This is a genomic window from Vreelandella halophila, assembly GCF_009856365.1.
In the GTDB taxonomy this organism is placed as follows: Bacteria; Pseudomonadota; Gammaproteobacteria; order Pseudomonadales; family Oleiphilaceae; genus Halospina; species Halospina utahensis_B.
In genome coordinates this window covers 55782-68266 of record NZ_WMEX01000005.1, presented here as the reverse complement: position 1 = coordinate 68266, position 12485 = coordinate 55782, and the positions used below count along the sequence as shown (strand labels likewise).

The following is a 12485-nucleotide window of genomic DNA, read 5'->3' as shown; positions in this document are numbered from 1 at the left end:
TGTCACCAGCTTTCAACTCATTTGCCGGTCAGGCATCGGGGAGTGTTCTCCGGGAATCGCTGTAAATACATCCCTGTACGCTGCTCTTCCGCCATCCCTGGCTCCAGAGCTTCCCGGAGAACACTCCCCGATACCTTCCGTTTAACCGCATAGTTATCGCCACGCCCATTGATCCCACCTCACGGCTTTATCCTTACCCCTCGTGCGACGAGCCACCAGGCGAGTATTCCAGTGGACACAGTCACCACCGGCAGTACCAGCAACGTCCATCCACCGCCGGTGGTTCCCTCATCAAGCAGGCTGTACCGGAAGCCGTCCACGATGTAGACCATGGGGTTGGCCAGGGAGACGGTGTCCCAGGGGGCCGGGAGGCGGTCGATGGGGTAGAAGACGCCGCCCAGGTAGATCAGTGGCGTCAGCAGGAAGGTGGCGATGACGGAGGTGTCGTCGAAGCTGCGGGCGAAGATGCCGTTGAGCAGGCCCGCGAAGGAGAACAGCAGGGCGCTCAGTACCGCTACCAGAAGGCCGATGCCCGGGTGCTGGAGTTCGAGCTGGGTCATGGGCAGCGCCACCAGCATCACCAGTGCCCCGGCCATGAGTCCACGCAGGACGCCGGCGGTGGCGAAGCCGGCGACGATGAGCCAGGCGGGCATGGGAGCGACCAGCATTTCCTCGATGTGGCGCTGCAGCCGGGCGCCGAAGAAGGCCAGCGTGGTGTTGTTGTAGGCGTTGGTGACCACGGCGAAGAGCACCAGGCCGGGCATGAGGTAGTCGGCGTAGCTGGCGCCGCCGACTTGACCGAGGTCGCGGCCGACGAACTGCCCGAAGATGACCATGAAGAGGGTGGCTGTGACCACGGAGGGCAGCAGGTTCTGGATCCAGGAGCGCAGGAAGCGCCGCACCTGTTTGATCACCAGGCCCTGGTAGGCGTTCCAGAGGATGGTGGCGTTCATGGCTGGTCCTCCCCTTTGGGCTCGCCGCCTTCGAGAAGACGCAGGAAGCGGGCTTCGAGGCCCTGGTCGCCGGTGCCGCTGCCGGCGTCGGCGCCGAAGAGGCGTTCGGGAATGTCGTTGGCGATCAGGCGGCCTTCCTTGAGCACGGCGACGTTCTGGCAGAGGTCGCGCATTTCCTCGAGGTAGTGGCTGCTCATGAGAATGGTGGTTCCGGCCATGTTGAGTTCCTGCAACAGGGCCCAGGTGTCGCGCCGGGCTTCCACGTCCAGGCCGGCCGTGGGTTCGTCGAGGATCAACAGTTCCGGTTCATGGACCAGGGCACGGGCGAGCATCAGGCGACGCTTCATGCCGCCCGACAGCCCCCAGGGCTTGCGTTCGGCGCGTTCCTGCAGGCCTACCCGCTCCAGCACCACACGGGCCCGCTCCCGGGCACGGTGGCGCGGCAGGCCGTAGTACATGGCCTGGGTCTCAATGATCTCGTTGATGGGCTCGAAGCTGTTGAAGTTCACTTCCTGGGGGACGAGGCCGACGCGGCGCCGGGCGGCGACGGGATCGCGTTCCGGATCATGGCCGAACAGGCGCACGCTGCCGGTCTCCAGTCGCACCAGCCCGGTCATCAGGCCGATCAGGGTGCTCTTGCCGGCGCCGTTGGGGCCGAGCAGGCCGTGGAAGGCGCCGCGTGGCACACTAAGGTCCACGCCCGCCAGCGCTGGCTGGCCGCCCTTATAGGTCTTGTGCAGCCCCTGGAGGTCGATGGCGGTGTCCGTCATGCCACCTCCTCGGCAAACCCGGTGAGTTCGCCCTGGCGGCTGACACTGCATACCGTCAGGTGATGCTCGCCGGGAAGGTAGTCGCGCATCCGCGCCAGACCCAGGCCGGCCATGCGGTCGCCCAGGGGGACGCCGGCCTGCTGGCAGGCTTCCAGCGCCTCGATGCTGGTGTTGGCGTTGCGGATCCATTCAGCCAGATCCGCCCCAGCACCGGCAGCCAGGGCCTGGTCGGCCAGGAAGTCGAAATCGATGGCACAGCGTTGGCTGTGAGTGTCCGGCTCGCCGGCGGCGAACTTGCTGAGCTTGCCGAAGCCGCTGGCCAGGGTCACGCGGGGCAACGGGTATTTCTTCAGGTACTTGAGAAGGGCGCCGAACATGTCGCCCATCTCGACGATTGCGCCCTCTTCCAGCCCGAAATACGACCGGGCAAAGGTTTCGCTGGTACCGCCCGTGCAGCCGGCGATATGGGTCAGTCCATTGGCATTGGCCACGTCCACGGACTGATGGATGGAAGCGATAAAGGCGGAGCAGGAGAAAGGCCGCACGATGCCGGTGGTGCCGAGCACGGAAAGACCGCCCAGGATGCCCAGCTTGGGGTTCATGGTGCGTTGGGCAATGGCTTCGCCGTCGTCGATGCCGACGGTGACATCGAAGCCGCCTTCGTAGGCGGTATCTGCCGCGATGGAGTCAAGGTGTTCGGCGATCAGGCGCCGGGGCACCGGATTGATGGCGGCTTCGCCCACGGCTATCGGCAGACCGGAACGGGTCACGGTACCCACCCCTTCCCCGGCATGGAAGCGTACGCCCGGCTCACTCCCCAGCTCCAGGCGTACCCAGAGCCGCGCCCCATGGGTGGCGTCGGGATCATCCCCGGCGTCCTTGATGACGCCGGCGGTGGCGGCTACGCCGGTCACCGCCAGGTCCTCGATAGTCATGGCCGGCTCCTGGCCTCGGGGCAACCGGATACTTACGCATCGCTCCTCAACACCCGCCAGCAACGCACGCGCGGCAGCTACCGAGGCGGCCGTGGCACAGGCACCGGTGGATAGCCCCTGTCGAAGTGGGCCGTTGTGTTCCGGGGTTTCAGGACGCATGGGTCGGTTACGGGTCAGCCAGCGTCACCAGCGCGCCCGCCGCGCGCTCGATGCTGTTCCCACTGGGCCGGTCTCCGGACTCATGCTGGAACCTGATCGGTTCGGGCGGATCGCCTTCCCATGATGGCACCATCACAGTGGCGGGGTATGATCCGCGCCCAGCATTCACCGTTGCGGGGGCAGTCCCGGACTCTCACCGGGTTCCCGTTTCAGCCAGGCATCCGAACGAATGCTGACCACCCAGGGACGAAAGAGGATCGAATCCTAGAGGATTGCCACCGCCTGGTCAAACTGGCACCAACCGCCTTTGACTTTCATCAGCGACTTCCCTAGGCTCCCCGACGCTTCGGTCAGCGCTCCACGAGGAGCGCTGGGGAACCCGGTGAGAGTCCGGGACTGACGCGCAGCGGTATTGGGGAACAAGGATCACAGGGGGTAACCCGGGCACTGTCCTGACCGGATGGGAAGCCGTGATCCAAGGCCAGCGCCAGGCAATGGCGCCCGCCCCTGAGTCCGAAGACCTGCCGAAGCCCGGTCCACATTACTGAAGGGCCGGAAGCCGAGCCTTCGCGATTGAGGTGTTCGGGCCGCCAACGGACCGGTGTTACAACCGCTGACCCCCTGTCGGCCTGCCCGCGTGAGGGCTCCATCACTAATGGATTCAGTGCTGGAGCACCTTGTATGAAACGACTCTGTCTACTACTCGCCCTTGTATCCCCAGTGTCCGCGCTCGGGGCTGATCACCATATGGCACTGGACGAGCTGGTAGTCCAGGGTTCTGCCCTTGAAGAAACCCTTCCCTCGGAGCTGTCCGATTACGGCGCGGAACTGGAAGTCATCGACGGTCAGGAGCTCGAACGGACCGGCGTCAGCGATGTCGGTCAGGCACTCCAGGGAAACGTGCCCGGCATCTACCTCAGCCCCAAGACCGGCCGCGGTGACTACGCCGACATCGCCATCCAGGGCTCACGTAGCCAGGATGTGCTTTGGCTGGTGGACGGTGTCCGCATCAATAACCGGCTGTTCGGCAGCACCTCGCCGCTGGATTCCATCAGCACTCATATGGTGGAGCGCATTGAGATCCTTAAGGGCGGCCAGGGCCTGTTCTACGGCACCCAGGCGGTGGCCGGTGTTGTGAACATTGTGCTGCGTAAACCTGAAAAGGATTCAGGGGGCACCCTCACCGGTGCCATCGGGTCACTGGGTGACCGCCGCCTCGCCGGCCATGTAAGCAACCACAATGACTATGGGCGCTGGCTGGTGTTCGGTGAGCACGACCATTCAGACGGCTATCAGCCCTACCGCGATACCGCGCTTCAGGACAGCGCCCGACGCCAGAAACGCGGCTTTACCCGCAGCTCCTACGGTGGTCGCTACCAGCTGGATGCGGGCACAGGCCAATCGCTGAATGTGCTTGTGCTTCGCAACGATGTTGAAGCTGACTTCTCCCGGGCCTCCAACAACTTCAAGGCGGTCAACGACCGCGACGAGCACATTGTCTCCCTGAAGTGGGACCACCAGGTGAATGAACAGAACGGCTATTTCATCAAAGCCTACTGGCACGACTGGTGGACCGACTACACCCGCCTGAACATGGACGCGGATCGCAACATCACACTCATCAGTGACCGCGCGGAGTGGGGATTTGATGACTACGGCATCAACCTGACCGGCCGCCACACGACGGACGACGGCTCGCAGCTTCTGGGCGGCGTGGATTACCAGCGCTACCAGGGCGAGGATTACTCGCTGCGCATTGATGGCAAGACCGAGGCTGTCACCGCAGGCTTCGTCCAGTACCGGCCACACCTGAGTTTTTCACCCGATACCCACCTGGCCCTGGGCGCCCGCTACAACCACTCCAACTTCGCCGATGATCACAGCATCTGGAACATCAGCCTGAAGCAACCGCTGTCCCGGGACCTCAACCTGAAAGCCAGTGTCGGCACCAACTTCCGGTTGCCTTCGGCTTTTGAGATGTTCGTGATTGACGAGGACTTCCCGGCCGGGAATGAAAACCTGGAGCCGGAGGAAAGCATCAACAGCAATGTGTCACTGACCGGACACATCGGCAGGCCCGTCGAATGGCACCTGGGGGGCTTTTACCGCGAAATCGACAACCTCATCACGGTTCAGGATGGCCAGTACGCCAACAGTAATCGGACGGTCCGGGTGCACGGCGCTGAGGCGATGCTCAATCTGGGCGGCGACCGCGGCTGGCAGCTGGACTTAAACGCCACCTGGGCTGATGCCCGCGAAGGGGGCAGCGATGAACAGATCGCCGACATCCCCGAATGGCATGCCAACGCCACACTCAGCTGGCAGGGCAATGACCAGGGCTGGCAGCTCAACGCCCGCCACACCGGCGAAGTCGCCACCACAACGGCGGACATCGGCAGGCAATCCTACGGCGATCACACCCTGTTGAGCGCCAGCGCCTGGCGTCAATTCGGAGCCGATGGCGCCCACCGGATCACCCTGCGTCTGGAGAACCTGAGGGACAGGCAATATGCCAACGGCGTCGCTCAGGCCACGCCCTCCAAGGGCGATCCCTACCGGCTGGAGACCCTGGGCCCGCCCCGCAACGTCCAGCTTGAATACAGCCGGAGCTTCTGATGACAGGGCCGCTGAAGAAACGCACCCTGCGCTGGCTCATCCCGCTCCACCGCTATCTCGGGCTCGGGATGAGCCTGATCCTGCTGCTGTGGTTCGCCTCGGGGATCGTCATGATGTTCGAAGGTTACCCGAGGACCCCGGACCATGAACGCATGGCCTGGCTGCAGCCGCTGGCGATGAGTGAGCTGACTGTGGCGCCATCACAGGCGCTTGCCCGGCTGGGTCTGGACGATCCCGAAGGGCTTCGCATCAACCGGCCGGGTGAACGCCCGCGCCTGCACGCGATGGACGACGACGGCCAGTGGCACAGTGCCTTCGCCGACACGGGTGATCCCGCGCCCCCGCTGGACCGGGAGCAGGCGGTGGAACGGGCCGAGTCCCTTTCCGGCAGCGGGGTGGCCTCGATCACGCAACTGGACGGCCCGGACCAGTGGACCGTCAACAGCCACGTCCGGGCACCGGCGCCGTTGTGGCGAGTGGCCCTGTCGGATGAAGCCGGCACGCACCTGTATCTGTCCCGGCCCACCGGCGAGGTGATCCACAGCACCACCTTCCACGAACGGGTCTGGGGCTATGCCGGGCCGGTCATCCACTGGATCTATCCCACCCAGCTGCGGGATCTGTCCGGGCTCTGGCGCCAGGTGGTCCTCTGGCTCTCCGGCATCGGTACTCTGGCCTGCCTCAGCGGCGTGGTTCTGGGGCTCATGCTGATGCGCCGCAACAAACGTCGGGGCGGGATAAGCCCGTTCCGTGGCTGGCTCCGGTGGCATCATTACCTGGGGCTGACCTTCGGCGCGCTGGCCACCACCTGGGTGTTCAGCGGACTGCTGTCGATGGCGCCCTTCCACTGGACGTCGGTCGACCGCGACCCCACCCTCACGCAGCACCTGGGCCGCAGCAGCCCCGGCGCCCACGATGACGTTGCCGCGCCGTCGGCCATCGCCACGCTCTCGGACCGGCGCCCGCATGAGTTGCAGCTGCACCGTTTCCACGGCCGGGTCTATTACAAAGCGATGGACGAAGACGGCAACGAAGAGCTCCATACCAGTCGTCCCGGGATCGATGTTCCGGTTGCGGCGGGGCAGCTGCCACCGGACGTGATCCGATCCGCCCTAGCGCCAGTGGAGGACGCCAGTCTGACGGGGATCACCCGCCAGTCGCGTTACGACGCGCACTACTACGCAGGCCGCTCCGAGCGCATCGGCGACGACGGCCCGCCCCTGCCGGTTTATCGGGCCGACTACGACGGCGGAGCCAGACTCTACATCGACCCGGCCACAGGCCGCCCGCTCCAGCACTCAACGCCGCTGAGCCGACTCAATCGCTGGCTGTACAACGGCCTGCACAGCCTCGACTTCCCGATCCTCAATCCGGGCAGTCTGTTCTGGTACGGGCTCGTGCTCGCGCTGATGAGCGGCGGCACCGTCCTGTGCCTCACCGGCACCTGGCTGTCGATCCGGCACCTGCGCCGGCGGCGAAAAGCGTGAGGCTGGCCACAGCGCCATCACCCAATGGTCAGATGGCGCTATTCATCCCCGCAGTTCCACGCTAAAATGCCGTTTTCACTCATGAAACGGCCAGAGACCGCCCATGGCGCAGAGCGGCAACCAGGAATCCGGCGAGTTCTCCATCGACCAGCTGGCGCGTGCCAGCGGGATGACGGTGCGCAATATCCGGGTATACCAGGAGCGCGGTCTCATCCCGCCGCCCGAACGTCGCGGCCGCAAGGGCATCTACAGCGAGACCCACCTGTCGCGGCTGCGCATCATCGGTCGGCTGCTGGAGCGCGGCTACACGCTCAACAACATTGCCGAGCTGGTGGAGAGCTGGGAAAGCGGCAACGGTATCGAGCACATCCTGGGGCTCGAGAAGGCAGTGGTCAGCCCCTGGTCGGATGAACTGCCCGAGTTCGTGACCAAGCGTGAACTGGTCCAGCGCTTCGGCAGCATCTTCATGGGGAGTGCGCTCAAGCGCGCGGAGGAACTGGAGCTGATCATCCCCGAGGGGCGGCGCTACCGTATTCCCAGCCCGCGCATCCTGCACGCCGGCTCGGAACTGGCAAAAAGCGGTATCCCGCTGGAGGACATGCTGGATGTCGTGGCCTACCTGCGCCACAACGTCGAGCAGGCGGCGGAAGAGATGGTCAAGCTGGTGGAGCGCCACATCTTCAGCCGTTACGGCCAGCATATGCCGCCGCCCGGTGAATCCGAGGAACTCGCACAGCTCATATGGCGCCTTCGGCCACTGGTGGAAATGGCCGTGCTACCGGAGGTCGCCCGGGCCATGCAGAAGGCCGCGGATCGCCACCTGGGCGACCGGCTGGCCTACATCCTGGACCACCTGAACCTGCCGGAATCCCAGGACAACTCCGGCTGACCCACCCGCTGTGACGCCACGATTGGCCCTCATGACGTCACCCTCCGTCACGCGGGCCTTGTCGCTCCCCCGAATACTGTTACATTGAGCATTGTGACTTTCATCAATGTCAGATTGATGAGGGCTGACAATCATCAAGGGGAGGGCCGCCATGACAGCCGCAACCGCAGCCAAAGAACACGAATCCGACGAGAGCATCCAGGGCCCGGGCGACGAGGGCATGGTGATGCCCGAGCGCCGGGATCTGCACTTCCTGCCGCCGAAGGAGCGTATCCACGACTGGCATGCCCAGGGGCCGCACATGACGCAGTTCATGAACGCCCTTTCCCTGTTCTTCCCGGCCGGCGAGCGGCTGTTCATCGACGCCCTGCGCGCCTACCGCGATCAGATTCCGGACCCGGACCTGAAGAAAGCAGCCACCGCCTTCATCGGCCAGGAGGCGATGCACAGCCGCGAACACATCGAATACAACAAGCTGATGCAGGAAGAAGGGCTTCCGGCCGATAAGCTGGACGCCTTCGTCTGGTCACTGCTGGATTTCCTCAAGGAACGCACCCCCAAGAGCATGCCGCTCAATGCCACCATCGCTCTGGAGCACTTCACTGCGCTCATGGGCGGATTCCTGCTGGACCATCCGGAGGTGATGGAAGGCTCCCAGGATGATTACCTGCGGATGTGGCAATGGCACGCCATGGAGGAAGTTGAGCACAAGGCCGTCTGCTACGACGTCTGGGAGAAGTGCATCGGCCGCGGCCCAACCGCCTATCTCAAGCGCGCTTTCGGTATGACGACCGCAACGGTAATCTTCTGGCCGCTGGTCGTGGGCTTCTACTTCCAGATGGTGAGCAACAGCGAGGCCTGCCGCAAGGAAGGCTGGCGCGGCCATCTCACGGTGCTCAACACCCTGCTCGGCAAGCCGGGTGTACTGCGCCGCCAGGTCCCGGAGTGGCTGGAATACTTCAAGTACAGCTTCCATCCCTGGCAGCAGAACAACAGCCACCACATTGCGCACCTGAACGAACTGGCGGAAGAAGCCGAGGAAGCCTATCAGAAGGCGATGGCCGGGGAAGGCCACCATCACCACACCCATCACTGATCTTCGGGACTGCAAGAGCTCCCCAACCCCTTGGCCCGGTTCGTCCGGGCCCTTTTTATGCACGCTCGCCAACCTGACGCGTACCTGCGTCGCTTCGGCCTTGTCCCAATCCAGACCGGCGTTACATTGGGTAGACACCCATTGAACAGGGAGGACGCGTCATGGCCACATCCACCGCCGCCAACGACCAGCACACAACGGAGGCCACCCAGGACGACATGGTCATTCCGGAACGCCGGGACCTGCATTTCCTGCCGCCGAAGGAACGCATCCACGACTGGCACGCCATGGGGCCGCACCTGAGCCTGTTCATGAACACCCTGTCGCTGTTCTTTCCGGCGGGCGAGCACCTGTTCATCCATGCCGTGCGCGCCTACCGCGATGAAATCCCGGATCCGGACCTGCGCCGGGCGGCGTCCGCCTTCATCGCCCAGGAGGCCTACCACAGCCGCGAGCACGCGGAATACAACCAGCTCATGGAAGAGGCCGGGTTGCCCGCCGGGCGTCTCGACCAGCAGGTACGCCAGATGCTGGACTGGTTCAAGAAACATGGCAGCCGCCAGGATCTGCTGTGCGAGACTATCGCACTGGAACACTTCACCGCGCTCATGGGCGGCTTCATGCTGGACCACCCCGAGATCTTCGAGGGCTCCCAGGAAGACTACCGGCGCATGTGGGAGTGGCACGCCATGGAGGAAGTCGAGCACAAGTCGGTGTGCTACGACGTCTGGGAGAAGTGCGTGGGCCGTGGCCCGCGCGCCTATGTACACCGGGTCGTGGGGATGATGCGGGCCACCACGCTTTTCTGGAGTAACGTCACCCGCTTCTACCTGCAGATGACGGCCGCCAGCGAGGCCTGCCAACGGGAAGGCTGGCGTGGTCACCTGACGGTGCTCAACACCCTGCTCGGCCGCCCCGGCCTGCTGCGCCGCCAGATCCCGTCATGGCTGGAGTACTTCAAGTACAGCTTCCACCCCTGGCACCAGAACAACAGCCACCACCTGCAGGGGCTGGATGAGCTGGCCGAGGAAGCGGAAAAGGCCTACCAGCAGGCCATCGCGGCCCACGCCACCCGGCACTGAGCCATTCTCAGGCGGAGGGCGGCAGCACCGGCCACCAGTCCACGATGGCGCCGTCCTCGTAGACGGCGATGTCGCCGAACTGCAGGAAGACGGCCTCACTCTGGTGGGGCCGGAAGAACACGAACTCGTCCGGCTGAATGGCCAGCCGGCGGTCCCCGTTGAGCATCTCCTGGTTGGAGGAGCGACCCAGAATCCGGTTGTAATGAAGGCCGGGCGGATCCACCGGATCCGCCTGCCAGTTGCCCCCGTGGATGAAGAGTGCACTGGCCGTCTTCGGCCGCAGCCGCCGCCCCAGGGCGCTCGCCCACTCCAGGCCCGGTATGCGGGTGGGCGCCGGTCCCTTGAGCACGGGCGTGGCAATGAAGCAGGCCGGCTTGTGCGGTGCCAGTTCCGGGATATCGAAATGGGTTGGTTTGACCAGCGCCGACCCCACCGAAACCTCATTGGCAACGTCTGTTTCCGGGTGCATGCGGTAGGTCGGGCTGCCGCCCGCGTTGCGGGTCAGCAATTCCACCACACCGGCACCGAGGACGGATTCCGTCTGTTCGATGACCGCCCGGTAAGCGGTCTTAGCACGCCTCAGCAGATGGCGGCGCCACCCCAGGAGCTCCGGTATGGAGGCCAGATGCGGCTCATACCCCATAAAGCCGGACAGCATCAGCCGGTCACTGTTGCCCAACCGTTCCAGGGCCTCCCCCAACCGCCGCCCCGTCACAAAGCCACCGCGATGGAGCCCCACGTCCAGCTCCAGGCTGATTCGAAGCCTCACCCCGAACGCCTCCGCCAGCCGCTCGTACTGGGCCAGGCGCTGGGGCGTATCCACCAGCCACTGGATCCGATCCAGTGCCTGCTGGCGGGGCTCCGGAAGCTGCGAGAGGTGAGCCCACACCGCCGCCTCCGGCAACGGCTTCCCGAGTAGCTGATCCGTGTCCGGCATCAGCTCACCCAGGGCCTTGAGCATGGGCTGGTTGAAGGTCATCAGCTTATCGCTGCCAGTGCGTTCGCGCACATGCGCCAGCAGCTTCGGCGACGGCAGTGACTTGGTCACGATGCGGTAGCCCATGCCCTCCGGCAGGTCCCCCATGAGGGTGTCGATGTTGGCGTCCAGGCGAGCGCGGTCCACCACCAGGGTCGGGCCGGCTACCCCCGCGTCGATCAGCGCAGACTGCAGGGCCTGGAAATAGGCATCGCGCCCTGGATCAGTCATGGTGCGGCTCCCCCCAGAGCCTGGCAGTGTGCGCGTTCACGAGCTTGTTGTTCGGGTCCAGCTCCCGGCGCAGTGTCAGGAAGCGTTCGAAGTTCGGATAAAGCTCCGCCAGTTCCGGGGCTCCCAGCGAGTGCAGCTTGCCCCAGTGCGGACGGCCACCGGCGCGGCGGAAGATCGGCTCGACCCGGCGGAACAGCCATTCGTCTTCATCCGGGGCGTGGGTATGCATGGCAATGGAGATGCGCCGGCCGCCATTGAACGGGCTCAGCCAGGCATCATCGCCCGCCGTCTGGCGCACCTCGATGGGAAAGAACACGTCCCGGCGCTCACGCTCCACCACCTCGATCACCTCGCGCAGCGCATCCAGGGCATTCTCCGGCGGCAGGTGGTACTCCATCTCGTTGAAGCGCACATTACGCTCGCTGGCCAGAAGCCGCCAGCTGTCGCCCACCACGTCCTCGGGAGTCACGCCGCGCACAACCCGGCTGAGAATGGCCCGGCGCAGGGGCGTGCACCAGCGGGTCAGATCCCGCAGGCGCTTCGCCTTCATAAGGTCCTCGTCATCCGTGCTGGGCGCGCGTTCCGTGGGGGCCGCGGCGGTCTCATCATGAGCAATGCACATGCCCCAGCCGGAGAAGGGAATATAGAAGAACTCGAAATTGCGGTGACGTTCCCAGCGGGCGGCGGCATCCGCAATAATCGACCCCAGTGGTTCCGCCCAGGTCCGGCGATGCAACCGGAAGGACGGTCGCAACGCCACGCGCAGCCCGTGGATAACGCCCAGCGCTCCCAATGACACCTGGGCCGCCCGCAACCGGTCGGAATCCTCCTCCTGTGTGATCGTCAGATCCTCACCCGCAGCGGTCAGCAGTCGCACCCCGGTGATGTCGGCGGCAAGGCACGGCAGGTTGCGCCCCGTACCATGAGTGGCGGTAGCAACGGCACCGGCCAGGGACTGGGCATCGATGTCACCCAGGTTGTTGAAGGCCAAGCCCTGCTCATGGAAGGCCGGAGACAGATCCCGCAGACGGCTGCCGCCACCGACCCAGGCCGTTCGAGCCCGCACATCCACCTCGTGAACCCCGGCCATGCAATCCAGATTGATCAGGGTCCCATCGGTCGGCACCAGTGGCGTAAAGGAGTGGCCTGCGCCAACCACACGCAGCCGACGCGCTTCCGCCACCGCCTCGTGCAGACTCTCCGGATCCCCCGGCTGTTCCAACCTGCACGGTAATGCGCTCTGGTGGCCGGACCAGTTGCGCCACTCCGATAGGAGGGGCATGGCATCCGC

Annotated in this window: 10 protein-coding genes and 2 riboswitches; of the genes, 5 read left to right on the top strand and 5 right to left on the bottom strand. The window is 64.9% G+C overall.

Features of this window, described 5'->3' with window-relative positions; all coding sequences use genetic code 11:
* Nucleotides 1-179: 179 nt before the first annotated feature.
* From GLW01_RS09990 to GLW01_RS09980, 3 genes are read right to left on the bottom strand one after another with little or no spacing between them, the layout of a single operon-like run.
* Nucleotides 180-953 carry an ABC transporter permease gene (locus GLW01_RS09990; RefSeq protein ID WP_160898958.1) on the bottom strand — a complete coding sequence of 258 codons (774 nt, stop codon included), beginning with the start codon at nucleotides 951-953 and terminating at the stop codon, nucleotides 180-182.
* Nucleotides 950-1723: an ABC transporter ATP-binding protein gene (locus GLW01_RS09985; protein ID WP_160898957.1), complete on the bottom strand. Its 774-nt coding sequence runs from the start codon at nucleotides 1721-1723 to the stop codon at nucleotides 950-952. The genes GLW01_RS09990 and GLW01_RS09985 overlap by 4 nt, the downstream gene beginning before the upstream one ends.
* The gene (locus GLW01_RS09980) at nucleotides 1720-2817 is read right to left on the bottom strand and encodes a cobalt-precorrin-5B (C(1))-methyltransferase (RefSeq protein WP_160898956.1); all 1098 of its coding nucleotides are present in this window, start codon (nucleotides 2815-2817) and stop codon (nucleotides 1720-1722) included. The genes GLW01_RS09985 and GLW01_RS09980 overlap by 4 nt, the downstream gene beginning before the upstream one ends.
* A gap of 48 nt (nucleotides 2818-2865) precedes the next feature.
* A riboswitch (cobalamin riboswitch) is annotated at nucleotides 2866-3076 on the bottom strand.
* 71 nt (nucleotides 3077-3147) lie between these two features.
* Nucleotides 3148-3360: riboswitch (cobalamin riboswitch) on the top strand.
* A 138-nt stretch (nucleotides 3361-3498) separates the two neighbouring features.
* Between GLW01_RS09980 and GLW01_RS09975 the strand changes: the two genes are divergently transcribed.
* From GLW01_RS09975 to GLW01_RS09955, 5 genes are all read left to right on the top strand, one after another.
* The gene (locus GLW01_RS09975; protein ID WP_160898955.1) at nucleotides 3499-5433 is read left to right on the top strand and encodes a TonB-dependent receptor plug domain-containing protein; all 1935 of its coding nucleotides are present in this window, start codon (nucleotides 3499-3501) and stop codon (nucleotides 5431-5433) included.
* A complete protein-coding gene (locus tag GLW01_RS09970; RefSeq protein WP_160898954.1) occupies nucleotides 5433-6920 on the top strand; it encodes a PepSY domain-containing protein in 1488 nt (495 codons plus the stop codon). Before GLW01_RS09975 ends, GLW01_RS09970 begins: the two co-directional genes overlap by 1 nt.
* A 103-nt stretch (nucleotides 6921-7023) precedes the next feature.
* Entirely contained in the window at nucleotides 7024-7809 is a 786-nt protein-coding gene (locus GLW01_RS09965; protein ID WP_151439795.1) for a MerR family transcriptional regulator, read from the top strand.
* 151 nt (nucleotides 7810-7960) lie between these two features.
* Nucleotides 7961-8905, top strand: coding sequence for a metal-dependent hydrolase (locus GLW01_RS09960; RefSeq protein WP_202405665.1), 945 nt, complete (start codon nucleotides 7961-7963; stop codon nucleotides 8903-8905).
* A gap of 161 nt (nucleotides 8906-9066) precedes the next feature.
* Nucleotides 9067-9987: a metal-dependent hydrolase gene (locus tag GLW01_RS09955; protein WP_160898953.1), complete on the top strand. Its 921-nt coding sequence runs from the start codon at nucleotides 9067-9069 to the stop codon at nucleotides 9985-9987.
* 7 nt (nucleotides 9988-9994) lie between these two features.
* Here GLW01_RS09955 and GLW01_RS09950 read toward each other — a convergent pair whose 3' ends face one another.
* Together GLW01_RS09950 and GLW01_RS09945 are read right to left on the bottom strand one after the other, a co-directional pair.
* Complete coding sequence (locus tag GLW01_RS09950; protein WP_160898952.1) at nucleotides 9995-11194, bottom strand: alanine racemase; 1200 nt, start codon at nucleotides 11192-11194, stop codon at nucleotides 9995-9997.
* A complete protein-coding gene (locus tag GLW01_RS09945) occupies nucleotides 11187-12476 on the bottom strand; it encodes a D-arabinono-1,4-lactone oxidase (protein ID WP_160899087.1) in 1290 nt (429 codons plus the stop codon). Before GLW01_RS09945 ends, GLW01_RS09950 begins: the two co-directional genes overlap by 8 nt.
* Nucleotides 12477-12485: the final 9 nt, after the last annotated feature.

Excerpts from the sequence above, each read along its gene's own strand:
- GLW01_RS09990 (WP_160898958.1), bottom strand. The coding sequence starts at position 953 with ATGAACGCCACCATCCTCTGGAACGCCTACCAGGGCCTGGTGATCAAA.
- GLW01_RS09985 (WP_160898957.1), bottom strand. The coding sequence starts at position 1,723 with ATGACGGACACCGCCATCGACCTCCAGGGGCTGCACAAGACCTATAAG.
- GLW01_RS09980 (WP_160898956.1), bottom strand. The coding sequence starts at position 2,817 with ATGCGTCCTGAAACCCCGGAACACAACGGCCCACTTCGACAGGGGCTA.
- GLW01_RS09975 (WP_160898955.1), top strand. The coding sequence starts at position 3,499 with ATGAAACGACTCTGTCTACTACTCGCCCTTGTATCCCCAGTGTCCGCG.
- GLW01_RS09970 (WP_160898954.1), top strand. The coding sequence starts at position 5,433 with ATGACAGGGCCGCTGAAGAAACGCACCCTGCGCTGGCTCATCCCGCTC.
- GLW01_RS09965 (WP_151439795.1), top strand. The coding sequence starts at position 7,024 with ATGGCGCAGAGCGGCAACCAGGAATCCGGCGAGTTCTCCATCGACCAG.
- GLW01_RS09960 (WP_202405665.1), top strand. The coding sequence starts at position 7,961 with ATGACAGCCGCAACCGCAGCCAAAGAACACGAATCCGACGAGAGCATC.
- GLW01_RS09955 (WP_160898953.1), top strand. The coding sequence starts at position 9,067 with ATGGCCACATCCACCGCCGCCAACGACCAGCACACAACGGAGGCCACC.
- GLW01_RS09950 (WP_160898952.1), bottom strand. The coding sequence starts at position 11,194 with ATGACTGATCCAGGGCGCGATGCCTATTTCCAGGCCCTGCAGTCTGCG.
- GLW01_RS09945 (WP_160899087.1), bottom strand. The coding sequence starts at position 12,476 with ATGCCCCTCCTATCGGAGTGGCGCAACTGGTCCGGCCACCAGAGCGCA.